21 protein-coding genes, 1 pseudogene and 1 riboswitch are annotated in these 23,852 nt (G+C 72.2%); of the genes and pseudogenes, 16 read left to right on the top strand and 6 right to left on the bottom strand.

Annotated elements, in window-relative coordinates:
- Positions 1-92 precede the first annotated feature (92 nt).
- The 5 genes and pseudogenes from C3488_RS01565 to C3488_RS01545 all read left to right on the top strand — a co-directional run bounded on the left by C3488_RS01565 (position 93) and on the right by C3488_RS01545 (position 5,511).
- Entirely contained in the window at positions 93-947 is an 855-nt protein-coding gene (locus C3488_RS01565; RefSeq protein ID WP_103837461.1) for a bifunctional methylenetetrahydrofolate dehydrogenase/methenyltetrahydrofolate cyclohydrolase, read from the top strand.
- 64 nt (positions 948-1,011) lie between these two features.
- Positions 1,012-1,449 (top strand): DUF3017 domain-containing protein, encoded by a 438-nt coding sequence (locus tag C3488_RS01560; protein WP_258053254.1) that lies wholly within the window; start codon positions 1,012-1,014, stop codon positions 1,447-1,449.
- Positions 1,450-1,769: 320 nt separating this feature from the next.
- Positions 1,770-2,048, top strand: a pseudogene (locus tag C3488_RS42485) (helix-turn-helix domain-containing protein); the annotation flags it as partial.
- A gap of 827 nt (positions 2,049-2,875) precedes the next feature.
- The gene (locus tag C3488_RS01550) at positions 2,876-4,090 is read left to right on the top strand and encodes an XRE family transcriptional regulator (RefSeq protein ID WP_103837458.1); all 1,215 of its coding nucleotides are present in this window, start codon (positions 2,876-2,878) and stop codon (positions 4,088-4,090) included.
- A gap of 431 nt (positions 4,091-4,521) precedes the next feature.
- Entirely contained in the window at positions 4,522-5,511 is a 990-nt protein-coding gene (locus tag C3488_RS01545; RefSeq protein WP_103837457.1) for a malate dehydrogenase, read from the top strand.
- A gap of 88 nt (positions 5,512-5,599) precedes the next feature.
- On the opposite strand, the gene C3488_RS01540 is transcribed toward C3488_RS01545, so the two are convergent.
- Positions 5,600-6,376 carry a hypothetical protein gene (locus C3488_RS01540; RefSeq protein WP_258053247.1) on the bottom strand — a complete coding sequence of 259 codons (777 nt, stop codon included), beginning with the start codon at positions 6,374-6,376 and terminating at the stop codon, positions 5,600-5,602.
- Positions 6,377-6,559: 183 nt separating this feature from the next.
- Here C3488_RS01540 and C3488_RS01535 point away from each other — a divergent pair, with 183 nt between their 5' ends.
- The 5 genes from C3488_RS01535 (at position 6,560) to C3488_RS01515 (ending at position 13,913) form a co-directional block, all read left to right on the top strand.
- The gene (locus C3488_RS01535; protein ID WP_103837456.1) at positions 6,560-8,080 is read left to right on the top strand and encodes an aldehyde dehydrogenase family protein; all 1,521 of its coding nucleotides are present in this window, start codon (positions 6,560-6,562) and stop codon (positions 8,078-8,080) included.
- Positions 8,081-8,184: 104 nt separating this feature from the next.
- Complete coding sequence (locus C3488_RS01530) at positions 8,185-9,717, top strand: GMC family oxidoreductase (protein ID WP_103837455.1); 1,533 nt, start codon at positions 8,185-8,187, stop codon at positions 9,715-9,717.
- Positions 9,714-11,006: a glycine betaine/L-proline ABC transporter ATP-binding protein gene (locus tag C3488_RS01525; protein WP_103837454.1), complete on the top strand. Its 1,293-nt coding sequence runs from the start codon at positions 9,714-9,716 to the stop codon at positions 11,004-11,006. The genes C3488_RS01530 and C3488_RS01525 overlap by 4 nt, the downstream gene beginning before the upstream one ends.
- Positions 11,006-12,949, top strand: coding sequence for a proline/glycine betaine ABC transporter permease (locus C3488_RS01520; RefSeq protein WP_103837453.1), 1,944 nt, complete (start codon positions 11,006-11,008; stop codon positions 12,947-12,949). Before C3488_RS01525 ends, C3488_RS01520 begins: the two co-directional genes overlap by 1 nt.
- Position 12,950: 1 nt before the next feature.
- Complete coding sequence (locus tag C3488_RS01515; protein ID WP_103837452.1) at positions 12,951-13,913, top strand: ABC transporter substrate-binding protein; 963 nt, start codon at positions 12,951-12,953, stop codon at positions 13,911-13,913.
- Positions 13,914-13,928: 15 nt separating this feature from the next.
- Here the strand turns inward: C3488_RS01515 and C3488_RS01510 are convergent, their stop codons facing one another.
- From C3488_RS01510 to C3488_RS01500, 3 genes are read right to left on the bottom strand one after another with little or no spacing between them, the layout of a single operon-like run.
- The gene (locus tag C3488_RS01510) at positions 13,929-14,645 is read right to left on the bottom strand and encodes an isocitrate lyase/phosphoenolpyruvate mutase family protein (protein WP_103837564.1); all 717 of its coding nucleotides are present in this window, start codon (positions 14,643-14,645) and stop codon (positions 13,929-13,931) included.
- Complete coding sequence (locus C3488_RS01505; RefSeq protein ID WP_258053246.1) at positions 14,642-15,088, bottom strand: carboxymuconolactone decarboxylase family protein; 447 nt, start codon at positions 15,086-15,088, stop codon at positions 14,642-14,644. The genes C3488_RS01510 and C3488_RS01505 overlap by 4 nt, the downstream gene beginning before the upstream one ends.
- Positions 15,085-15,591: a carboxymuconolactone decarboxylase family protein gene (locus C3488_RS01500; protein WP_103837450.1), complete on the bottom strand. Its 507-nt coding sequence runs from the start codon at positions 15,589-15,591 to the stop codon at positions 15,085-15,087. Before C3488_RS01500 ends, C3488_RS01505 begins: the two co-directional genes overlap by 4 nt.
- Before the next feature lie 47 nt (positions 15,592-15,638).
- Here C3488_RS01500 and C3488_RS01495 point away from each other — a divergent pair, with 47 nt between their 5' ends.
- Complete coding sequence (locus C3488_RS01495) at positions 15,639-17,030, top strand: PLP-dependent aminotransferase family protein (RefSeq protein WP_103837449.1); 1,392 nt, start codon at positions 15,639-15,641, stop codon at positions 17,028-17,030.
- Here the strand turns inward: C3488_RS01495 and C3488_RS01490 are convergent.
- Positions 17,027-17,863 carry a hypothetical protein gene (locus tag C3488_RS01490; protein WP_103837448.1) on the bottom strand — a complete coding sequence of 279 codons (837 nt, stop codon included), beginning with the start codon at positions 17,861-17,863 and terminating at the stop codon, positions 17,027-17,029. The two genes, C3488_RS01495 and C3488_RS01490, sit on opposite strands and share 4 nt — an antisense overlap.
- A gap of 141 nt (positions 17,864-18,004) precedes the next feature.
- On the opposite strand from C3488_RS01490, the gene C3488_RS01485 reads away from it, so the two are divergent.
- The 3 genes from C3488_RS01485 (at position 18,005) to C3488_RS01475 (ending at position 21,256) form a co-directional block, all read left to right on the top strand.
- Positions 18,005-18,346 carry a hypothetical protein gene (locus C3488_RS01485; protein ID WP_103837447.1) on the top strand — a complete coding sequence of 114 codons (342 nt, stop codon included), beginning with the start codon at positions 18,005-18,007 and terminating at the stop codon, positions 18,344-18,346.
- 6 nt (positions 18,347-18,352) lie between these two features.
- Positions 18,353-19,537, top strand: a complete 1,185-nt coding sequence (locus tag C3488_RS01480; protein ID WP_103837446.1) for a glutathionylspermidine synthase family protein — start codon at positions 18,353-18,355, stop codon at positions 19,535-19,537.
- A gap of 137 nt (positions 19,538-19,674) precedes the next feature.
- Positions 19,675-19,764, top strand: a riboswitch (ZMP/ZTP riboswitch).
- 40 nt (positions 19,765-19,804) lie between these two features.
- On the top strand, positions 19,805-21,256 hold the full coding sequence (locus C3488_RS01475; protein WP_103837563.1) for a glycine hydroxymethyltransferase: 1,452 nt from the start codon (positions 19,805-19,807) through the stop codon (positions 21,254-21,256).
- 10 nt (positions 21,257-21,266) lie between these two features.
- Here C3488_RS01475 and C3488_RS01470 read toward each other — a convergent pair whose 3' ends face one another.
- The gene (locus C3488_RS01470; protein ID WP_374955390.1) at positions 21,267-21,962 is read right to left on the bottom strand and encodes a hypothetical protein; all 696 of its coding nucleotides are present in this window, start codon (positions 21,960-21,962) and stop codon (positions 21,267-21,269) included.
- Positions 21,963-22,052: 90 nt separating this feature from the next.
- Between C3488_RS01470 and trpS the strand changes: the two genes are divergently transcribed.
- Positions 22,053-23,066, top strand: a complete 1,014-nt coding sequence (gene trpS, locus C3488_RS01465) for a tryptophan--tRNA ligase (protein WP_103837561.1) — start codon at positions 22,053-22,055, stop codon at positions 23,064-23,066.
- 175 nt (positions 23,067-23,241) lie between these two features.
- Entirely contained in the window at positions 23,242-23,823 is a 582-nt protein-coding gene (locus C3488_RS01460; RefSeq protein WP_103837445.1) for a 2'-5' RNA ligase family protein, read from the top strand.
- The last annotated feature ends 29 nt before the right edge of the window (positions 23,824-23,852 follow it).

Genomic DNA, 23,852 nt, shown 5'->3' with positions numbered 1-23,852 from the left:
TCCTCCCGGTCCGGGCACGCCCGCCGACGACCCTGCGAACCGGTTGCCACCCGGATTGGAACCGGGGCCGGGTCATCCGCGAGGATGGGACCATGACCGCCCAGATTCTCGATGGCAAGGCCACCGCAGCCGCGATCAAGTCCGATCTGACCGCCCGCGTGGCGGCGCTGAAGGAGAAGGGCGTCACGCCCGGCCTCGGCACGATCCTCGTCGGGGACGACCCCGGCAGCCGCAAGTACGTCGCGGGCAAGCACCGCGACTGCGCCGAGGTCGGCATCGCGTCGATCCAGCGCGAGCTGCCCGCGACGGCCACCCAGGAGGAGATCGAGGCGGTCGTCCGCGAGCTCAACGAGGACCCGGCCTGCACCGGCTACATCGTGCAGCTGCCGCTGCCCAGGGGTATCGACGAGAACCGGATCCTGGAGCTGATGGACCCGGCCAAGGACGCGGACGGCCTGCACCCGATGAACCTCGGCCGTCTCGTCCTGAACGAGCCGGCCCCGCTGCCCTGTACCCCCAACGGCATCCTCACCCTGCTGCGCCGCTACGGCGTCGAGATCAAGGGCGCCGAGGTCGTGGTCGTCGGCCGGGGCGTGACCATCGGGCGCCCGATGCCGCTGCTGCTGACGCGGCGCAGCGAGAACGCCACGGTCACCCAGTGTCACACCGGCACCCGCGACCTCTCGGCCCACCTCAAGCGCGCCGACATCGTCATCGCCGCGGCCGGCTCAGCCCACCTGGTCAGGGCCGAGGACGTGAAGCCGGGCGCCGCCGTCCTCGACGTCGGTGTCTCGCGCAACGCCGAGGGGAAGATCGTCGGCGACGTCCACCCGGACGTGGCCGAGGTGGCCGGCTGGATCTCCCCGAACCCGGGCGGTGTCGGCCCGATGACCCGCGCCCAGCTCCTCGTCAACGTGGTCGAGGCGGCGGAGCGCAGTGTCGGCTGAGGCCAGGCCCGCGGGCGACCCCGAGAAGGGGGCCGCACAGGAGCGGGAAGCCGACGCCGAGCCGGTGGTGACGGACGCGGTCAGCGCCCCCGACGCGGACGGTGTGCCCCGGCGCGCCACCCGGCGGTTCCCGCGGATCACCCGGGACACCGCGCGGCCCGAGGGCGGGGGCCGGGCCGCGCCCCGTGACGCTCCCGCGCCCGCCCGGCAGTGGCCGATCCTCGCCGTGCTGGCCTTCGTCGGTCTGGGGCTGCTGCTGACCGCGCTGGACGCGTTCCGCTTCGGCACGATCCTGATCGGCGTCGCACTGCTGGGCGGCGCCGTGATGCGCTGGGCGCTGCCCGACGTGGGCATGCTCGCGGTGCGGTCCCGCTTCACGGACATGATCACGTACGGCGTCCTGGGCCTGGCCATCGTGCTGCTCGCGATGATGGCGCAGCCTCACCCTTGGCTGGAGATACCGTTCCTGGACGACACGCTGCACTTCACGGTCCGTACCTGACCGGGCCGTACCTGACCGGGCCGTACCTGACCGGTCCGTACTGGACGGGCCGTACCTGAACGTTCCGTAGCGAACGGTCCATGACGAGCAGTCCGTGTCCCACCTCGGGAGGCGCCCGGTCCCGACCCCCGTTCGGAACCGGGCGCCGGAAACACCTTCATGTACATGCCGGAATATGTTCAACACCTGGCAGTTCGCTGTGGCACGGAAGTGACCGTTCCGCTACGGTTCCGCGCCGCGCGGCGGAACCGGCCTCGCCCCTGACGTCGTCAATCGAACAGAAACACGCTCTTTGACCGGATGACGCGGAGGGGTGAGGGATGGGCGCCTGGCAGCCGCTGCCGGACGATCTTCCGCCGGAGGTACGGCACTTCGTGGAACAGCTGCGGCTCCTGAAGGACCGCACCGGGCTGAGCCTCGTCGCCCTCGGCGCCCGCACCGCGTACAGCAAGTCCTCCTGGCAGCGCTACCTCAACGCCACGCAGCCGCCGCCCCGCCAGGCGGTCACGGCGCTGTGCCGGGTCGCGGGTCTCGAGGCGGAGGAGACTGAACGTTTCGGCGTGCGCTGGGAGCTGGCGGTGCGCGCCTGGCCCCGGCAGCCGACCCCGGCGCCCGCGTCGGCGGGAGGTCCGGCCGCCGCTCTCGCCCCGGCGGAAGGATCGGCCACCGCGCCCGCCTCGGTGGGAAGTTCGGCCACCGGGCCCGCCACGGCCTGGACTCCGGCGGCCGCTCCCGCTTCGGCGGCAGGTCTGCCCACCGCTCCCGCTCCTGTCGGAAGTGCGGCCACCGCGCCCGCCCCCGCAGGAGCTCCGGCGCCCGCGCCCGTCCCGGGGGAGTACGAAGAGGAGCCGACGATTCCGTGGTGGGAGCGGCTCGAGGAGGAGCCCCGGCCGCGGCCCGCCGGCCGCCGTCTCCTGCTCACCGCTGTTGTCGGGCTGCTGGCGTTGCTCGCCGTCGCCGTCGTCGGCGCCGTGACCTTCGGGTCCTGACCTTCCGGTGAGGCCACCGGGGTCGTCGGGTTGCTCGGGTTCCTCGGGGCCCCCGGGGTCTCCTGGGTCCCTGAGTCCTCGGTGTCCGCTGAGGTCGCCGCTGTGTCCCCGTTGTGTCGATGTGTTGACAAGTTCGCGCATGGACCGCGAACCGTTCGCACATGGCCGCTAACGTGTCCAATCGGGACGGTCCGGGGCGTCCCGCGCGGCGAACCGGGCGTTCTGTTCGGCTCTGCGAACAGGCGGTGGGCACTGGTCCGGAGACCCACGGGGGCGTGCGACGGCGCTCGCTCCCGTCCGACTGCCTCCGTGCGCCCCGCTCCGGAGACGGAAGGCCCGGCCGGGCGCGTTCGGCGTGGGTAGCCACAACGGGGACCGGCAGCGGGTGCCACACACGGGGGAACAACTGGATGTACCGGGGGAAGAGGGGGGAAGCAATGCCTCGCTGGAAGGCCTTGCCCGATGAACTCGATCCGCAGGTCAAGGAGTTCGCCGCACAGTTGCGGCGGCTCGTGGACCGCAGCGGTCTCAGCGTCTCCGCCGTGGCCGACCGCACCGGCTACAGCAAGACGTCCTGGGAGCGGTACCTGAACGGCCGGCTGCTCGCACCGAAGGGCGCGATCGTCGCGCTGGCCGAGGTGACCGGCACCCATCCGGTCCACCTGACCACCATGTGGGAGCTGGCCGAACGGGCCTGGAGCCGGGCGGAGATGCGCCACGACAGAACCATGGAGGCCATCCGGATCTCCCAGGCGCGCGCCGCGCTCGGCGAGTTCGGGGCGGCCGCCGAGAACCAGGGCCGTGGCGGCAGGGCGGCCCGCAGCACCACGGTGGCGCCGGGCATCGCGGGTCCTGCGGGGGTGTCCCCGACGGTGCCGCCGCAGCCGACGCCCGAGCAGACCCCGGACGCGGCGGGCGACTCCGGTAGGGCGCGCGGCGGTACGGCGGGTGCCGGCTCGACGGGAGTCGGCTCGACGGGTGGCAACTCCTGGGGACTCGCCGGGTTCAAGGGGCCGTCGGGGGCCGGGCGCAGCCCGGCCACGGCGCACAAGTCCGGGGCTCCCGCACCCGATTCGCCCCCCGCACCGGATGCGCCCGGGCCGCACGGACCGGCGCCCTCCGACGCCCGGCCGAACGGCGGCGGCGGGTCCGGCGACGCGCCCCGCAGGCGTCGGCCGGCCATGTTCGTGGCGGGTCTCGCCGGAGCGTTGCTGGTGATCGCGGCGGCCTTCCACCTCACCGGCGGCAACGACGAGAAAGCCGCCGCCTCCAAGCCGTCCGCGACGTCGCCGAGCCCGGACGCCGACCTGCCGCCCGGCGTCAAGTGCGCCGGCGCGAGCTGCACCGGCAAGGACCCGGAGACCATGGGCTGCGGCGGCACACAGGCCACGACCAGCACCAGCGTCACCGTCGGCAGCACCCTCGTCGAGGTCCGCTACAGCAGGACCTGCGGCGCCGCGTGGGCCCGTATCACCCGGGCAGCGCAGGGCGACACGGTCGAGGTGTCCGCGGCCGGGGCGACGCAGCAGACCGGCTCGGTCGCCACGGCAGGGGACACCGACGCCTACACCCCGATGGTGGCCGTGAAGGGCGGGGCCGCGGCGAAGGCCTGCGTGACGCTGGCGTCGGGGCAGAAGGGGTGCACGAAGTAGCACGGCGGCGACAGCGAGGGGCGCGCGGACGGGTGCCGCGCGTCTCTCGCGGAAAAGAATCACGCCACGACACGCATGAGCGTCCCGTCGCGGGGCAAGCGGACCGTACACCCCCACGGGAGTCCGGCAGCGCCGGAGGGCCGACACCCCCTTCCGGCAGGACATCCCCCCACGGCGGCCGCCGCTCAGTCCCCCCTCATCGAGCAGGCGGCCGCCGCCTCATGAGGGTTGTGGGCCGGGCCACACGGACCCGGCCGTGCGGGATGCCGGATGCGCGATAGCCTGACGGCTGGATCTCTCTTGACGCCAAGAGATCGATCATTCGTACCCGTGATCGATCATCGCGGCGGGCGCCGGCCACGAGCCGGTGACGGGGATCCCTCACCCCGGGGCGACGACGCCCCACCGCCAGCTGTCATACGGAGAACGCCATGACCCGCACTCCCGTGAACGTCACCGTCACCGGCGCGGCCGGCCAGATCGGCTACGCACTGCTCTTCCGCATCGCCTCCGGCCACCTGCTCGGCGCGGACGTGCCGGTCAAGCTGCGCCTCCTGGAGATCACCCCGGCCCTCAAGGCCGCCGAGGGCACGGCCATGGAGCTCGACGACTGCGCGTTCCCGCTCCTGCACGGCATCGACATCACGGACGACCCGAACGTCGCCTTCGACGGCACCAATGTGGCCCTCCTCGTGGGTGCCCGCCCGCGGACCAAGGGCATGGAGCGCGGTGACCTCCTCGAGGCCAACGGCGGCATCTTCAAGCCGCAGGGCAAGGCCATCAACGACCACGCCGCGGACGACGTGAAGGTCCTGGTCGTCGGCAACCCGGCCAACACCAACGCGCTGATCGCCCAGGCCGCCGCGCCGGACGTACCGGCGGAGCGCTTCACCGCGATGACCCGTCTGGACCACAACCGCGCGCTGACCCAGCTCGCGAAGAAGACGGGCACCTCGGTCGCCGACATCAAGCGTCTGACGATCTGGGGCAACCACTCCGCCACCCAGTACCCGGACATCTTCCACGCCACGGTGGCCGGCAAGAACGCCGCCGAGGTCGTGAACGACGAGAAGTGGCTGGCCGAGGACTTCATCCCGACCGTCGCCAAGCGTGGCGCCGCCATCATCGAGGCCCGCGGCGCCTCGTCGGCCGCCTCCGCCGCCAACGCCGCCATCGACCACGTGTACACCTGGGTCAACGGCACCGCCGAGGGCGACTGGACCTCCATGGCCATCCCGTCGGACGGCTCCTACGGCGTCCCGGAGGGCCTGATCTCCTCCTTCCCGGTCACCACCAAGGACGGCAAGTACGAGATCGTCCAGGGCCTGGACATCAACGAGTTCTCCCGCGCCCGCATCGACGCCTCCGTCAAGGAGCTCGAGGAGGAGCGCGAGGCGGTCCGCGGGCTCGGCCTCATCTGACACGTCGGCGCCCCTGCGCCACGGGCCCCGTTCCGGTCGCGTCCGGAGCGGGGCCCGTTCTTCGTGTCCGGGGGGCCTTTCCTCTCCGTCAGCTCCGCGGCGGCTGCGGCACCCGTGAGATGTCCACCGTCCGGCTCGCGGGCGGGGTCGTCTTCGGCACCGGCACGTTGTAGCCCGTGAAGGTCAGGCTCAGATCCGTGTCCGGGCCCTTCTGGGCCGCCCGGTAGAGACGGTGGTCCTTGCCCGTGGTGACGTACAGCGTCGAGGTGAAGCCGTTCACCTTGAAGGACAGGGGGACCACCCGGGTGCCGTTCAGGGTCGTCGCGAGGCCCTCCTTCAGGGACGAGGGTGCGGAGACCTTCGCGACCTCCTGGATCTCCCGGAGGTCACAGGTGCTCGCGATGCCTGCCAGCAGGTTGCTGGACGTGGAGCCGTGGATGTAGCGGTTGCTGAACGTCGAGGCCAGGCCGGCACCCCGCTTGCCGGGGTACTCCGCCTTCCAGAACGCCGCATCCGGCTTCAGCCACACGTCGGCGCCCCGCTTGACGATCTGGACGGTGCCGCCGTGTCCGCCGAGCGTCATGGTGCCGGCGCAGTTGCCGGCCCGGTCGAGGGCGAGGTCCATCGCCGTCGGCAGACGCTTGCTCGACCTCGCAGTCGCGCTGCGGTCCTCGTAGACGAGCCGGACGGATGTGGCGTTCCGCAGCCCCCGCTCCGCCTGCGCGGCCAGATCCTGCGGGCTCTGGTTGCCTCCGGTCCGGGCGGGGACGGCGGCGCTCGCCGGCGGAGAGAACAACATCGGGGGCAGCAGCAGCGCCATCGACACGGCGCTCGTAGCGATCGCGAAGCCATGGGTTCGGGACATCACGTCACCTCCAGTGGCTCAGCGTACTTTTCACCCTTTTCGACCGCATTTTTAGTGACGCTCCGCACTTTCGGCCGCAAGGCCCGCATGCATCGACGAGCCGGGGGCAGGCGCGCCTCCGGCCCCGAAGTGACACCGGTGTGACACAGGGGTACCGCACAGGAACGGAAGGCAGTACCGATCATGGCCGGACAGCAGGCACGGCAGGCAGAGCAGACGATCCACGTGGCAGGGGAGTGGCGCGCAGCCCTCTCCGGGGCCACGCGCGAGGTCCTCGACCCGGCGGATGCCACGCCGTTCGCGGTGGTCGCAGAGGGTGACGAGCGGGACGCCGACGCCGCGGTGCAGGCCGCGCGCCGGGCCTTCGACGAGGGGCCGTGGCCGCACACGCCCGTCGCGGAGCGTGCCGCGCTGCTGCACCGCGTCGCCGATCTTCTCGTACGCGATCGCGAAGAGCTGGGCCTGCTCGAGAGCCGGGACGCCGGCAAGACCGTAGAGGAGGGCCGGGTCGACATCGACTGCGTCGCCGACGCCTTCCGCTACTTCGCGAACCTCGTCGCCGGCGAGGGCGCCGGCCGGGTCGTCGACGCGGGTTCACCGGACATCCACAGCGTCGTCGTACACGAACCCGTCGGCGTGTGCACGTTGATCACCCCCTGGAACTACCCGCTCCTCCAGGCCAGCTGGAAGATCGCCCCGGCTCTCGCGGCCGGCAACACCTTCGTGGTCAAGCCGAGCGAGATCACCCCGATGACGACGATTGCGCTGATCGACCTCCTGGTCGAGGCCGGGCTGCCCGACGGGGTCGCGAACATCGTCACCGGCCCCGGGCACTCCGTCGGCGCCCGGCTCGCCGAGCACCCCGGCGTCGACCTCGTCTCCTTCACCGGCGGCCTGCTCAGCGGCACGAAGGTCGCGCAGGCCGCCGCCGCGGGCGTCAAGAAGATCGCCCTGGAGCTCGGCGGCAAGAACCCCAACGTCGTCTTCGCCGACGCCTGCGCCACCGAGGAGGGCTTCGACACCGCCGTCGACCAGGCCCTCAACGCCGCCTTCATCCACAGCGGCCAGGTCTGCTCGGCGGGCGCCCGCCTCATCGTCGAGGAGTCCGTCCGCGACCGCTTCGTCGCCGAACTCGCCCGCCGCGCCGAGAGGATCAAGCTCGGCCGCGGCACCGAGAAGGGCGTCGAGTGCGGCCCGCTCGTCTCCGAACAGCAGCGCGCGAAGACCGAGGCGTACGTCGCCTCCGCGCTGGCCGAGGGCGCGGTGCTGCGCTGCGGTGGCAAGCGGCCCGAGCCCAGTGAGATCCGGCCCGCCACCGGCTGGTTCTACGAGCCGACCGTCCTCGACCACTGCCACCGGGAGATGAAGGTCGTCCGGGAGGAGGTCTTCGGGCCCGTCCTCACCGTCGAGACCTTCCGCACCGAGGACGAGGCGGTCGCCCTCGCCAACGACACCGAGTACGGCCTCGCCGGCGCCGTGTGGACCGCCGACGCCGGCCGTGCCCGCCGCGTCGCCGGCCGGCTGCGCCACGGCACCGTCTGGATCAACGACTTCCACCCCTACCTCCCGCAGGCGGAGTGGGGCGGCTTCGGCAAGAGCGGCATCGGCCGCGAACTCGGCCCCGCCGGCCTCGCCGAGTACCGCGAGACCAAGCACGTCTACCAGAACCTCGCTCCCAAGCCGGTGCGGTGGTTCGCGGGCTGAGCCCCGCCCCGCGACCGATCACGCCGGACCTCCACCTCCGTCCCCCACTTCCCCCCCGACCCCGCACTCCCCCCACCTCCCCGTATCCCTGGAGCACGACGCCCATGTCCGAAACCACCCACGAGTACGACTACGTCGTCATCGGTGGCGGAACCGCAGGCTCCGTCATCGCCTCCCGCCTCACCGAGAACCCGGACGTCACCGTCGCCGTCATCGAGGGCGGCCCCAGCGACGTCGGCCGCGACGACGTCCTCACCCTGCGCCGCTGGATGGGCCTGCTCGGCGGCGAACTCGACTACGACTACCCGACCACCGAGCAGCCGCGCGGCAACTCCCACATCCGGCACAGCCGCGCCCGCGTCCTCGGCGGCTGCTCCTCGCACAACACGCTCATCGCCTTCAAGCCGCTGCCGTCCGACTGGGACGAGTGGGAGGCGGCCGGCGCCGAGGGCTGGGGCGCCGTGCCGATGGAGGCGTACTACGCCCGTCTGAAGAACAACATCGTCCCGGTCGACGAGAACGACCGGAACGCCATCGCCCGCGACTTCGTGGACGCGGCCCAGGCGGCGCTCGGCGTGCCGCGGGTCGAGGGCTTCAACAAGAAGCCGTTCACCGAGGGCGTCGGCTTCTTCGACCTCGCCTACCACCCGGAGAACAACAAGCGCTCCAGCGCGTCGGTGGCGTATCTGCACCCCGTGATGGACGAACGCGCCAACCTCACGCTGCTGCTGGAGACATGGGCGTACAAGCTGGAGCTGGACGGCACGCGAGCCCGCGGCGTGCACGTGCGCACCAAGGAGGGCGAGGAGATCCTCGTACGGGCCCGGCGCGAGGTCGTGCTGTGCGCCGGCGCCGTCGACTCCCCGCGGCTGTTGCTGCACTCCGGGATCGGCCCCAAGGCGGACCTGGAGCAGCTCGGCATACCCGTGGTGCACGACCTGCCGGGCGTCGGTGAGAACCTGCTCGACCACCCGGAGTCGGTCATCGTGTGGGAGACGCAGGGGCCCATCCCGGAGAACTCCGCGATGGACTCCGACGCCGGACTCTTCGTGCGTCGCGACCCCGAACACGCGGGCCCGGACCTGATGTTCCACTTCTACCAGATCCCGTTCACGGACAACCCGGAGCGCCTCGGCTACGAGCGGCCGGAGTTCGGCGTCTCGATGACCCCGAACATCCCCAAACCGAAGAGCCGCGGCCGGCTGTACCTCACCAGCCCCGACCCGTCCGTCAAGCCCGCCCTCGACTTCCGCTACTTCACCGACGAGGACGACTACGACGGCCGCACCCTCGTCGACGGCATCCGCATCGCCCGCGAGATCGCGAAGACCGAGCCGCTGGCGGGCTGGCTGAAGCGGGAGGTGTGCCCCGGCCCGGACATCACCGGTGACGAGGAGCTGAGCGAGTACGCCCGCAAGGTCGCCCACACCGTGTACCACCCGGCGGGCACCTGCCGCATGGGCGCCGAGACCGACGACCTCGCCGTCGTCGACCCCGAGCTGCGCGTCCGCGGCCTGGACGGCATCCGTATAGCCGACGCGTCCGTCTTCCCGACCATGACCGCCGTCAACCCGATGATCGGGGTGCTGATGGTCGGGGAGAAGGCCGCCGACCTGATCGGAGGTGGTGCACGATGAGCACTCCGGTTTCGAGCACTCCGGTTTCGAGCACGCCGGTCTTCTCCGTGGACGGCCTGTGGAAGGTCTTCGGACCCAAGGCGGACCGCGTCCCCTCCGACCCGGAGCTCGGTGCGCTGAGCCCCGCCGAGCTGCGCGAACGCACCGGCTGCACGGCTGCCGTGCGCGATGTGAGCTTCGACGTCCGCAAGGGCGAGGTCTTCGTCGTCATGGGTCTGTCCGGCTCCGGCAAGTCCACGCTGGTGCGCTGTCTGACCCGCCTCATCGAACCGACCGCGGGCACGATCGTCATCGACGGCGAGGACGTCCGCGCCATGGACAGGTCCCGGCTGCGCGAACTGCGCCGCCACCGGGCCGCGATGGTCTTCCAGCACTTCGGCCTGCTGCCGCACCGCACGGTCCTCGACAACGTGGCCTACGGTCTGGAGATCCAGGGCCTGGGCAGGTCCGAACGCCGCGAGAAGGCCGCCGAGGTCGTCGCGAAGGTCGGCCTGGAGGGCATGGAGCACCGGCGCCCCGGTCAGCTCTCGGGCGGTCAGCGGCAGCGCGTCGGACTCGCCCGCGCGCTCGCCGTCGATCCCGAAGTGCTGCTGTTCGACGAGCCGTTCAGCGCGCTCGACCCGCTGATCCGGCGGGACATGCAGGAGGAGGTCGTCCGGCTGCACCGCGAGGAGGGCCGCACGATGGTCTTCATCACGCACGACCTCAACGAGGCCCTCAAACTGGGCGACCGCATCGCCCTGATGCGCGACGGCCGCGTGGTCCAGCTGGGCACCCCCGAGGAGATCGTGGGCTCCCCGGCCGACGACTACGTCCGCGAGTTCGTCCGCGACGTCCCGCGCGAACAGGTCATGACGGTCCGCAGCGCCATGCGCACCGCCTCCCTGGAGGAGGCGGGCAGCGGCCCGGCGGTACCGCCGGACGCCACGGTCTCCGAGGCGATCGAGGCGGTGGCCCGGGCGGGTGCCCCGGCGCGGGTGGTGGACGACGGCCGATGCCTGGGCCTGGTGGACCCCGAGGCCCTGCTCGGGGTGGTCGCCGGGGTCGCGGCGGGCAACGAGGCGCCGACCGGGGGCACCACGGACGAGGAGACGTCGGCCGCAACGGCCCGGGCCAGGAAGTCCGCCGCCGGGATGGCCGCCGTGGCCGCCGGCAAGCGTGCCGCCGTGGCGGCGCAGGTGGGCGAGGCGGGTACCTCCGCGCGAGCCAAGTCGGGCGTGACGGACGCACCCGGCAAGCAGGGCCCGCCGCACCGCCCGCCGCTCAGCACCAGCAAGGAGGACGCTTGATGGCCACGGTCACCGCAAGCGCCCCACGCGCCCTGCTGCCCGGCTTCGTCAAAACCCGCGCCGCCCGCAAACTCCTGGTGCTCGCGGTCGTCGCCGCGGTCCTCGCACCCCTGGTGAACTCCCGCTGGCCGGGCGCCGGCTGGCCGGGCGCCCTCACCGTCGACCTGTCCAAGCCACTCACCACGGCCAGCGACTGGATCATCGACAACCGGGACAGCCACCCCCTGTTCCTGTACTTCTTCGGCTACATCAGCAACGCCGTCGTCCTCTCCGTGCGCGCCGTCTACCTCGTCCTGCTCGCCGCGGGCTGGCCCGGCGTGACGGTCGCGGCCGCCCTGGTGGCCTGGCGTGCGGCCGGTGTGCGCCTCGCCCTCGGCACCGCCGCGGCGTTTCTCGCCTGCGGTCTGCTCGGCATGTGGGTGGCGACCATGCAGACCCTCGCCCTCATGGTGGTCGCGGTCCTCGCCTCGGTCCTCGTCGGTGCACTGCTCGGCCTGGGCGCCGGTCTGTCCGACCGCGTGGACCGCGCCCTGCGCCCGGTCCTGGACACCATGCAGGTGCTGCCGGCGTTCGCCTACCTGCTCCCCGTGGTTTTGGTCTTCGGCATCGGTGTGCCCGCCGCCGTCCTCGCCACGGTCGTCTACGCCGCCCCGCCGATGGCCCGTCTGACCGCCCTCGGCCTGCGCGGCGCCGACAAGGAGGTGCTGGAGGCGGTCGACTCCCTCGGCGCCACCGCGCGGCAGCGCCTGCTGACCGCCCGCATCCCCCTCGCCCGCAAGGAGCTCCTGCTCGGCCTCAACCAGACGATCATGATGGCGCTGTCCATGGCGGTCATCGCCTCGGTGATCGGCGCCGGCGGTCTCGGTGACCGCGTCTACCAGGCGCTGGCGTCGGTCGACGTGGGCGCCGCACTGGCCGCGGGCATCCCCATCGTGCTGCTGGCCGTCGTCCTGGACCGGGTGACCTCGGCGGCGGGCAACCGGATCGGGCAGGAGCAGCGCAGCGCGCTCCCGTGGGCCTACGCGGCCCTCGCCGCCGTCGCCGTGGCCCTGGCCGCGCGCCTGGCGGGCCGCCTCGACTGGCCCACGGGCTGGACGGTGAACATCGCCGAGCCCGTCAACCGCGCCGTCGACTGGATGACCGCCCACCTGTACTCCGGCGTCCCGGTCGTCGGCGGCACCGCCGACTGGGCGGGCCACTTCACCACCTGGGTCCTGGACCCGGTCCGCTCCGGTCTGCAGTGGCTGCCCTGGTGGTCGGTGCTGCTGATCGTCGCCGCCCTGGCCTGGCTGATCGGCACCTGGCGCACCGCGCTGACCGCCGTCCTCGCGATGGCCGCGATCGGCGTGCTCGGTGTGTGGAAGCCGTCGCTCGACACGCTGTCGCAGGTGCTCGCCGCCGTCGCCGTCACCCTCGTCGTCGGCTTCGCGACCGGCATCGCGGCGGCCCGCAGCGACCGCTTCGAGCGGCTGCTGCGCCCCGTCCTCGACGTCTTCCAGACGATGCCGCAGTTCGTGTACCTGATCCCGGTCGTCGCGCTGTTCGGCGTCGGCCGTGCCCCCGCCGTCGCCGCCGCCGTCGTGTACGCCCTTCCGGCGGTCGTCCGGATCACCGCGCAGGGCCTGCGCCAGGTGGACCCGGCGGCGCTGGAGTCCGCCCGCTCGCTCGGCGCGACCAGTGGGCAGCAGTTGCGCCAGGTGCAGCTTCCGCTGGCCCGTCCGGCCCTGCTGCTCGCGGTCAACCAGGGTGTCGTCCTGGTGCTCGCCGTCGTCATCATCGGCGGCCTGGTCGGCGGCGGCGCGCTCGGTTACAACGTCGTCTTCGGCCTCGCCCAGGGCGATCTGGCGACCGGTCTGGTGGCCGGGATCGCGATCGTCTGCCTCGGTCTGATGCTCGACCGGGTGACCCAGCCGACCGAGCGACGCGCGACGAAGGGAGCGTGACATGACACTGAACCGCAGGACGGCGCTGATCGCCGCGACGGCGGCCGCATGCTCGCTGCTCGCCGGCTGCGGCGCCGCCGACATGACCAAGCAGGCCTCGCCCTTCGCGAACGCCGGGGGCTCGAAGTCCGTGACCCTGTCCGTACAGTCCTGGGTGGGCGCCCAGGCCAACGTGGCCGTGGCGCAGTACATCCTGGAGCACAGGCTCGGCTACCGCGTCGACACCGTCCAGGTCGACGAGGTGCCCGCCTGGGACGCGCTCAGCCAGGGCCGGGTCGACGCGATCCTGGAGGACTGGGGCCACCCGGACCAGGAGAAGCGGTACGTCGAGGACAAGAAGACGATCGTCCGCGGCGGCGGCCTGGGGGTCACCGGGCACATCGGCTGGTTCGTGCCGACGTACCTGGCCGAGCAGCACCCGGACATCACCGACTGGAAGAACCTGAACAAGTACGCCTCCCTGTTCCGCACGGCGGAGAGCGGCGGCAAGGGCCAGCTGATGGACGGCTCGCCGTCGTACGTCACCAACGACAAGGCGCTGGTGCAGAACCTGAAGCTGGACTACCAGGTGGTCTTCGCGGGTTCGGAGGCGGCGCAGATCACGCAGATGAGGCAGTTCGCGAAGGAGAAGAAGCCCTTCCTGACGTACTGGTACACGCCGCAGTGGCTGTTCAAGAAGGTCCCCATGACGGAGGTGAAGCTGCCGCCGTACAAGGAGGGCTGCGACGCGGACCCGGCGAAGGTCGCCTGCGCGTACCCGCACACACCGCTGCAGAAGTACCTCAACGCCGACTTCGCGAAGAAGGGCGGCAAGGCGGCGCGGTTCCTGAAGAAGTTCAGGTGGACGACGGAGGACCAGAACGAGGTCGCCCTGATGATCGCCGACCAGAAGATGACTCCGGACGAGGCGGCGAAGAAGTGGGTGGACAGCCACGAGTCCACCTGGAAGGCGTGGCTGTCCTGATCCCGCCTATCCCGCCTACAGCCCCGCTGCGATCTCGCCCAGCGCCGCTGTCGCCCGCCGCTGCAGCCAGGGTCCGAACGTGACCCGGGTGGCGCCGAGTTCGCCCAGCTCGGCGGCCGAGGGGCTCTCGCCGTCGAGCTGGGCGTAGGCATTGAGCGGCCCCTGGATGCCGGCCCGCAGCAGCGGCAGTACGTTCGCCGGGGCGCCGATCGGATAGACGCAGTCGGCGCCCGCGGCGACGTACAACGCCGCCCGCTCGATGGCCCGTTCCGGGTCCCCGTCCCCGCATGTGAACGTGTCGACGCGGGCGTTGAGGAACAGCCGGTCGCCTGCCGCGGCCCGCACCTCGGCGAGCAGGTCGGCGTGGTGCCGCGGGTCCTTGAGGGCACCTCCGCTGGAGTCCTCGAGGTTGCACCCGACGGCGCCCGCCTCCAGAAGCCGCTCCACCAGCTCCTTCGGGGCGAGTCCGTACCCGTCCTCCACGTCGGCCGACACGGGCACATCGACCGCCCGGGTGATCCGTGCGACCGCCGAGAACATCTCGTCGGCGGGGGTGGACCCGTCCGCGTACCCCAGGGAGGCGGCGATCCCGGCGCTGGGCGTGGCGAGCGCCGGGAACCCGGCGTCCTCGAAGGCCCGCGCGCTCGCCGCGTCCCAGGGCCCGGGCAGGACGAGGGGATCGCCGGGGAGGCGTCCGTGGTGCAGGGCGCGGAACGTGTCGACTTTGCTCACCACTCCATGCTCCCCGCCGGAATGCGCCGGGACACCATCAGCCGGTTCCAGCCGTTGATGACGCTGATGAGGGCGAGCAGGTGGGCGAGCCGGGCTTCGTCGAAGTGCCGGGCGGCCCGCTCCCACACCTCGTCCGGCACGAAGCCCTCCGTCAGGGTCGTGACCGCCTCCGTCAGCGCCAGCGCGGCCCGCTCCCGCTCGTCGAAGACCTCCCCGGCCTCCTCCCAGGCGTTCAGCAGGTCCAGCCGCGACTCGTCGACCCCGTGCTTCCGGGCGATCGTCAGATGCATGTCCAGACAGAACGCGCAGTGGTTGAGCTGCGAGGCACGGATCTGGACCAGTTCGGCGAGGGCGGGATCGCCGAGGCCCTTCTTCGCCGCGGCGCTCAGCGCCTGCATCGAGGCGCGGACCTCGCCGTGCAGATACGTCGTGCGAGCCGTCACTTGAACTGCCCGGGCCGGTAGTGTCCCGGCACCGCCCGCGTCGACACGGCGAACCGGTTCCATGCGTTGATCACGGCGATCGCCGCGATGAGCTGCGCCAGCTCGGCCTCGTCGAAGTGCTTGGCGGCCTTCTCATAGACCTCGTCCGGCACGAAGCCGTCGGTCAGGACGGTGACGGCCTCGGTCAGTTCCAGCGCCGCGAGCTCCCGCTCGGTGTAGAAGTGCCGCGACTCCTCCCACGCGCTCAGCTGGATGATCCGTTCCACGCTCTCGCCCGCCGCGAGCGCGTCCTTGGTGTGCATGTCGAGGCAGTACGCGCAGTGGTTGATCTGGGAGGCGCGGATCTTCACCAGCTCGCGCAGTGTCGGCTCCAGTCCCTGCCCGGCCGCCGCGTCGAGCCGGACCATCGTCTTGAAGACCTCCGGGGCGTGCTTGGCCCACGCCATGCGGGGGGTGTGCTCGGGGGCGTACTCAACGGTGGTGGCGTTCTCGTTCGTGGTCATGCCTTAGACCCTAGGAGCCAAGCAGCCCAGGGGTATGGTCCATTTCCATGGGGAAAACGTGGGCCACTCTGGGCATCGACCTGCATCTGGAGCCGACCGGCCCGGGCCTGCGCCGGGGCCTGACCGACGCCCTGCGCGAAGCGGTCCGCACCGGCCGCCTGGCGCCCGGCACCCGGCTGCCGTCCTCCCGTTCGCTCGCCGCCGACCTGGGCATCGCCCGCAACACGGTCGCCGACGCCTACGCCGATCTCGTCGCCGAGGGCTGGCTCACCGCGCGCCAGGGCTCGGGCACCCGGGTGGCCGAGCATCCGGTGGCCGCGCCGCCCCGACAGCCCGTGCCGCACCCGCCCGAGCGTGGCCGCCTCCCCTACGACCTGACGCCTGGCACCCCGGATCTCGCCTCCTTCCCCCGCACCGCATGGCTCAAGGCCGCCCGCCGCGCCCTCGCCGCCGCCCCGCACGACGCCCTCGGCTACGGCGACCCCCGCGGCCGGGTCGAACTGCGCACCGCGCTTGCCGGCTACCTCTCCCGGGTCCGGGGTGTGCGGGCCGACCCGGAGCGGATCGTGGTCTGCTCCGGCTTCGCGCAGGGCCTGAAACTCCTCGGCGAGGTGCTGCGGGACCGCGGGGCGGGCTCGGTGGCCGTGGAGTCGTACGGCCTGTTCGTGCACTGGAACATCCTTCAGCGGGCCGGGCTGCCCACGGTACCGCTGCCCTTCGACGACCTCGGCACGCGGACGGAGGACCTGACCGGCGTACCGGCGGTGCTGCTGAACCCCGCACACCAGTTCCCCCTCGGCGGCGCCCTCCGCCCGGAGCGCCGGGCCGCGGTGGTCGACTGGGCCCGTCGCACGGGCGGCCTCGTCCTGGAGGACGACTACGACGGCGAGTTCCGCTACGACCGCCAGCCCGTGGGCGCGCTGCAGGACCTCGACCCGGACCACGTGGTGTACCTGGGCACCGCCAGCAAGTCCCTCGCCCCCGGGCTCCGCCTGGGCTGGATGGTCCTGCCCGCGTCACTGCTCCCGGAGGTGCTGGCCGCCCAGCGGGTCGGCGGCTGGGCCACCGGCGTCCTGGAACAGCTCACCCTCGCGGAGTTCCTCACCTCGGGCGCCTACGACCGCCACGTCCGCGCCGCCCGCCTGCGCTACCGCCGCCGTCGTGACGCCCTGGTCGCCGCACTCGCGTCCCGCGCCCCGAAGGTGCGCGTCTGGGGCATCGCCGCCGGCCTGCACGCGGTGCTGCAACTGCCCCCGGGCACGGAGGCGTCGGTGATCAGGGCGGCCACCTGGCAGGGCCTGTCACTGCAGGGTCTGTCGGCCTACCGCCACCCGTCCGCCACCACACGCCCACTGGACGCCCTGGTCGTGGGCTACGGAACGCCACCGGACCACGCGTGGTCGGGGGCGCTGGAAGCGCTGTGCCGTGTGTTGCCCTAGAACCGGGCAGCCTCCGCGGTATGGGTGGGCGCCTCCCCGAACCGGGCCAGCGCCAGCGCACCCGCCACCGCCACCGCGAACCCCAGGACCGCCAGCCAGCTCAGCCCCTCCCGCGTACGGTCACCCAGCCACACGACGCCCACCGCGGCCGGTCCCACCGTCTCGCCGACCACCATGCCCGCCGTCGCGACCGTCACCGACCCCCGCTCCAGCGCCGTCGTCAGCAGCACGAACGCCGCCCCGCCACCCACCACCAGCGCGTACGTCGCCGGATTGGCGAGCAGCCCCCACGGCGCCAGCGAGTCGATCAGCCGCACCGCCACCTCGACCACCCCGAACCCGAACCCGGCGCCCAGCCCCAGCACCAGCGAACGCCCCCTCCCCGGCAACCGGCCCCCCACCAGCCCGAGCACCAGAACGCACACCGCCGCTGCCAAGATCGCGTACCGGAGCCCTGCCGACCCGCCCCGGTCGCCCTCGGCCCCGGACGCCAGACCCAGCATGGCGAGCCCCCCGCACACCACCGCCACCGCACCCCATTCGCTCCCGGTCAGCCGCACCCGCAGCAGCCGCGCCGCGACCACCGCCGTCACCGCCAGGCTGGACGCGAGCGCCGCGCCCACCGCGTAGATCGGGATCGACCGCAGCGCCGCGATCTGGAACAGGAACCCGAGCCCGTCCAGCGCGAGCCCCGCGAGATACCGCCACTGCCGCAACGCCCGCAGCAGCAGCGCCGCGTCCCCGCCCCCACCCGTGCCCGCCGCCCGCGCGGCGACCGCCTGCAACACCGTCGCCGTACCGAAACAGACCGCCGCGCCCAGCGCGCACACCATTCCCAGAAGCACAGAGCGACTGTAGGAGACATCCGGGGGGCAGGGGCAGCCGCGAACACGACGACGGCGGTCTCTAGTCTGATTGCCGCAGAGTCTCACCAACAGCTCAACGAATTCTCACTCGACGGGGGATCAACGAACATGGCGGACACACGCCGGCGACTGCGCTCGGGCACCGTCGTCCTCGGCGGCGTGGGACTCCTCGCCGCCGCCCTCACCGCCTGCTCCTCGGACCCGGACAAGCGCTGCGTCGACCGGGACAGCTACACCCTCGGCAAGGGCTACAAGGTCGTCTCCGACAAGAACTGCAAGTCCACCAAGACCTCCGTGGACGGCGGCTGGTACTACGGCGGCAAGAAGAAGGGCGGCTTCGTCAACGGCGGTTCCTTCACCAAGCCCCACAAGGGATCCGGCGGGTCCGGAAGCCACGGCGGCGTCGACCGCGGCGGCTTCGGCAGCGGTCACGGCAAGTCCGGCGGCTGAGCCGCGGTGGAACGCCGTACGACCGAACCCCGCCCCGGCTGGCAGGAGACCGTCGAGGCGCAGGGCCTGATCTACCCCCTCACCCGCTACCCGGACGACTCGCTGCGCCCGTACTGGGACGAGAGCGCCTACTACGTCTTCACACTCGAGGAGGTGGAGGCCCTCGAAGAGGCCGTCGAGGAGCTGCACGGCATGTGCCTGGCCGCCGCCGGGCACATCGTCGCCACGGACCGCTTCGCCGACCTCGGCATCACCGACCCGCGCGTGGCCGCCGCGGTCGCCGAGTCCTGGCACCGACGCGCCGAACTCCCCTCCGTGTACGGCCGGTTCGACCTGCGCTACGACGGCACGGGCCCGGCGAAGCTCCTCGAGTACAACGCCGACACGCCCACCTCGCTCGTGGAGGCGGCGAGCGCCCAGTGGTTCTGGATGGAGGACCGCTTCCCCTGCGCCGACCAGTGGAACTCCCTCCACGAACGCCTGGTCGCCGCCTGGAAGAGGCAGGCCACGCTGCTCCCGCCCGGCGGCCCGCTGTACTTCGCCCACTCGGCCAGTGACGAGCTCGGCGAGGACCTCATGACGGTCGCCTACCTGAAGGAGACCGCCGACCAGGCCGGTCTCGACACCGACTGGATCTCCATGGAGGAGATCGGCTGGGACCCGCTCTCGGAGCGCTTCGTCGACAACCGGCTCCGCTTCATCCGCAGCTGCTTCAAGCTGTACCCCTGGGAATGGCTCACCACCGACCGCTTCGGCGGCCACGTCCTCGACACCCTCGACAACGGCGGCGGCACCGGCAGCACCCTGTGGATCGAGCCCGCCTGGAAGATGCTGCTCAGCAACAAGGCGCTGCTCGCGATCCTCTGGGAGCTGTACCCCGGGCACCCGAACCTGCTTCCGGCCCACCTGGACGGCCCCCGGGAGCTGGCCCGCACCACGGGGTACGTCGCCAAGCCGCTCCTCGGCCGCGAGGGCGAGGGCGTCACGGTCCACGCGCCGGGCGCCGCGCCCGTCGTGCGGGAGGAGCCGTGCTGCTACCAGGAACTGGCGCCCCTGCCCTCCTTCGACGGCAACCACGTCGTCCTCGGAGCGTGGGTCGTCGAGGAGGAGTCGGCGGGCCTCGGCATCCGTGAGTCGTCGGGCCTGGTCACGGACGAGTACGCGCGTTTCCTGCCACACGTGATCCTCTAGATGCGGTCCTTCGGACGCCGAGCCGCCCGCAGCCGGCCCGGCCGTCTTCCGGCCCCGGGCGGACGTGCGCCCCTTCGGCCGTGTCGCTCGCATGATGGACACGGGAACGGACCGCGCCGCGATGCCCGGTAGGCTGATCGACGGGCCGTGACTGGCGCGCAGGGATGGGACCGACCATCGGGGAGCGGCCCGGATGCGAGCGAGTGCCGTGCGCCTGGGCCAACCGTGAACCGTGAACGCTTCAAGCCACGCCGCCCGGAGGCCGACATGACAGAGCAGCAGCCCCTCTCCACCGAGTCCACCGCCTTCCGCGCCGCCCTCGACGTGATCCGCGCGGTCGAGCCCCGGGTCGCCGACGCCATCGGCCAGGAGGTCGCCGACCAGCGCGAGATGCTCAAGCTGATCGCCTCCGAGAACTACGCCTCCCCGGCCACCCTGCTGGCGATGGGCAACTGGTTCAGCGACAAGTACGCCGAGGGCACCGTCGGCCGCCGCTTCTACGCCGGCTGCCGCAACGTGGACACCGTCGAGTCGCTGGCCGCCGAGCACGCGCGCGAGCTGTTCGGCGCCCGCCACGCCTACGTCCAGCCGCACTCCGGTATCGACGCCAACCTCGTCGCCTTCTGGGCCGTCCTCGCCCAGCGCGTCGAGACCCCGGCCCTGGAGAAGGCGGGCGTCCGCCAGGTCAACGAGCTCTCCGAGGAGGACTGGGCCGAGCTGCGCCGCGCCTTCGGCAACCAGCGCATGCTCGGCATGTCCCTGGACGCGGGCGGCCACCTCACCCACGGCTTCCGCCCGAACATCTCCGGCAAGATGTTCGACCAGCGCTCCTACGGCACCGACCCGGCCACGGGCCTCATCGACTACGACGCCCTGCGCACCCAGGCCCGCGAGTTCAAGCCGCTGATCATCGTCGCCGGCTACTCCGCCTACCCGCGCCTGGTCAACTTCCGGATCATGCGCGAGATCGCCGACGAGGTCGGCGCCACGCTCATGGTCGACATGGCGCACTTCGCCGGCCTGGTCGCGGGCAAGGTCCTCACCGGCGACTTCGACCCGGTCCCGCACGCCCAGATCGTGACCACGACCACCCACAAGTCGCTGCGCGGCCCGCGCGGCGGCATGGTCCTGTGCGACGACTCCCTCAAGGACCAGGTCGACCGAGGCTGCCCGATGGTCCTCGGCGGCCCGCTCCCGCACGTGATGGCCGCGAAGGCGGTGGCGCTCGCGGAGGCCCGGCAGCCCGCCTTCCAGGACTACGCCCAGCGGATCGTGGACAACTCCCGGGCGCTGGCCGAGGGCCTGATGCGCCGCGGTGCCACGCTGGTGACCGGCGGCACCGACAACCACCTGAACCTGATCGACGTGGCGACCTCCTACGGCCTCAGCGGCCGCCAGGCCGAGGCCGCCCTGCTGGAGTCGGGCATCGTCACCAACCGCAACGCCATCCCGGCCGACCCGAACGGCGCCTGGTACACCTCCGGCATCCGCATCGGCACGCCCGCGCTCACCACCCGTGGCCTGGGCACGGCGGAGATGGACGAGGTGGCGGGCCTGATCGACCGGGTCCTCACCACCACCGAGCCGGGCACCACCAAGTCCGGCGCCCCGTCCAAGGCGGCCCACGTCCTGGACGAGAAGGTCGCCCAGGAGATCGCCCAGCGAGCGACGGACCTGGTGGCGGGCTTCCCGCTGTACCCGGAGATCGACCTGGGCTGACCGCTGCCGGTCACCCGAGCTCTCCGAGATCGATGAGCTCCTGCCGCGGCGGCTCGGCCACCCGCCGAGCCGCCGCGCGCCGTCGTACGGCCAACGTGCCACCGGCACCCAGCGCCAGCCCGGCCCCGAGCCCCACGGCCGCCCAGCGCAGGTCGTCCGGAAGGCCACCTCGGGGCGCGGCGGGCGCGGCCCCGAAGAGCCCGTCTTGCTCCAACCGCTCGAAGACGCCCTTCGGCACCCGCCGCCACCGGATGTCGTCGTCGGCCACGTCCGGCGCCGGGTCCGAGCGCACCCAGGGCGTCCCGTCCGCCGCCAGGAAGACCTGGTCCTGCCGCTCGATGGCCACGTCACCCCCGGGTGCCCGCCGCGTGTAGGGCCACCCCCCGATCCCGGTCAGCGCCCACACCACCGTGGCCCGCGCCCGCGGATACCGCCCGTGCTGCCACGCCTCGGGCACCCGCTCCGTCCGCGTCTCCGTCGGCGCCAGCAACTGCCACAGCAGCGCGAAGCGCCGGTCACCCGAGCGTAAGGTCGTCGTGCGGCCCGAATCGCCCCCCACGACCAGCGCGAGATCGGGTATGTCCCTGCTCATGGCCCGCGCCGGCGCCACCGGCCCGGCCAGCGCCACCACCGCGGCCACCACCGTCGTCACCAGTGCCCCCACCGGCCTGCCGAGCCCGCGCACGCGACCCCCCTCAGTTGTCATGTCCTTTGTTACACCGTCGCAGAAAGATCGGGTCACGGCTGTTCCCGGCCAGTTCCAGCCCGGCCCCCCGGACCTGAGAGAATGGTGGACATGGCCTCTGACAGTCCTCGCGTGCTCTCCGGTATCCAGCCCACCGCGGGCTCGTTCCACCTCGGCAACTACCTCGGCGCCGTCCGTCAGTGGGTGGCCCTGCAGGAGACCCACGACGCGTTCTACATGGTCGTCGACCTGCACGCGATCACCGTCCCGCAGGACCCGAAGGACCTGCGCGCCAACACCCGCCTGGCCGCCGCCCAGCTGCTCGCGGCCGGGCTCGACCCGGAGCGGTGCACGCTCTTCGTCCAGAGCCACGTCCCCGAGCACGCCCAGCTCGCCTGGATCATGAACTGCCTCACCGGCTTCGGCGAGGCCGGCCGCATGACCCAGTTCAAGGACAAGGCCGCCAAGCAGGGCGCCGACCGTGCGAGCGTGGGCCTGTTCACCTACCCGATCCTCCAGGTCGCCGACATCCTGCTTTACCAGGCGAACGAGGTCCCGGTCGGTGAGGACCAGCGCCAGCACATCGAGCTGACCCGCGACCTCGCAGAGCGGTTCAACGGCCGCTTCGGCGAGACGTTCACGATCCCGCGGCCGTACATCCTCAAGGAGACGGCGAAGATCTACGACCTGCAGGACCCGTCCATCAAGATGAGCAAGTCGGCGTCCACGCCGAAGGGCCTGATCAACCTGCTGGACGAGCCGAAGACCACCGCCAAGAAGGTCAAGAGCGCGGTCACGGACACGGACACCGTGATCCGCTACGACGTGGAGCAGAAGCCGGGCGTCAGCAACCTGCTGACGATCTACTCGACCCTCACCGGGACCCCGGTCGCGGACCTCGAGCAGCAGTACGAGGGCAAGGGCTACGGCGCGCTGAAGACGGACCTCGCCGAGGTCATGGTCGAGTTCGTCACGCCGTTCAGGGAGCGCACCCAGCAGTACCTGGACGACCCCGAGTCCCTCGACTCGATCCTGGCCAAGGGCGCGGAGAAGGCCCGCGCCGTCGCCGCGGAGACGCTGGCGCAGGCGTACGACAAGGTGGGCTTCCTGCCCGCCAAGCACTGACGTCGGGACCGGCGCGTACCGGCGTACGGACGCGCCACGGCCAAGAGCGCTGTACATCACTGCGGTTGCGCCTGCCCACCGGGCGGTCGTGGCCGTACAGTCGATAGCCGGACGGCTGTGCACGAATCCGACACGACGACCGACACGACGACCGACTCGACGACAGGGAGACGACGTGGGGACCGTAACGATCGGTGTGTCGATCGCGGTCCCGGAGCCTCACGGCAGCGAGCTCCAGGAGCTGCGCGCGGGCTTCGGCGACGCCGCGGCGCGTTGCATTCCCACTCATGTCACCTTGCTGCCGCCGACGGAGGTGGACTCCGCGGATCTGCCCGCGATCGAGGCGCACCTCGTCGCCGTCGCGGCGGCCGGGCGCCCCTTCCCGATGCGGCTGGCCGGCACGGGCACGTTCCGGCCCCTGTCGCCGGTGGTGTTCGTGAAGGTCGTCGAGGGCGCCGAGGACTGTTCCCGGCTGCAGCGGCAGGTCCGGGACCCCTCCGGGCCGGTGGCGCGCGAGCTGCTGTTCCCCTACCACCCGCACGTCACGGTGGCGCACGGCATCGACGACGCGGCGATGGACAGGGCGTACGAGGAGCTTGCGGACTACGCGGCCGAGTGGTCCTGCACGGGCTTCGCCCTGTACGAGCAGGGCGCGGACGGCGTCTGGCGCAAGCTGCGGGAGTTCCCCTTCGGCAGCGCGGTCGTACCGCCCCAGGCGACCGCCCCGGCTGAGAACGCCGGCCTGCCGACCCTCTAGGGAAGTGCCCGCTCCCGGGCAGGGCCCGG

This window comes from Streptomyces sp. Ru72 (genome assembly GCF_002920635.1).
GTDB lineage: Bacteria > Actinomycetota > Actinomycetes > Streptomycetales > Streptomycetaceae > Streptomyces.
Note: the sequence above shows the minus strand (reverse complement) of the source record. Positions and strands in the feature narration are given on the sequence as shown.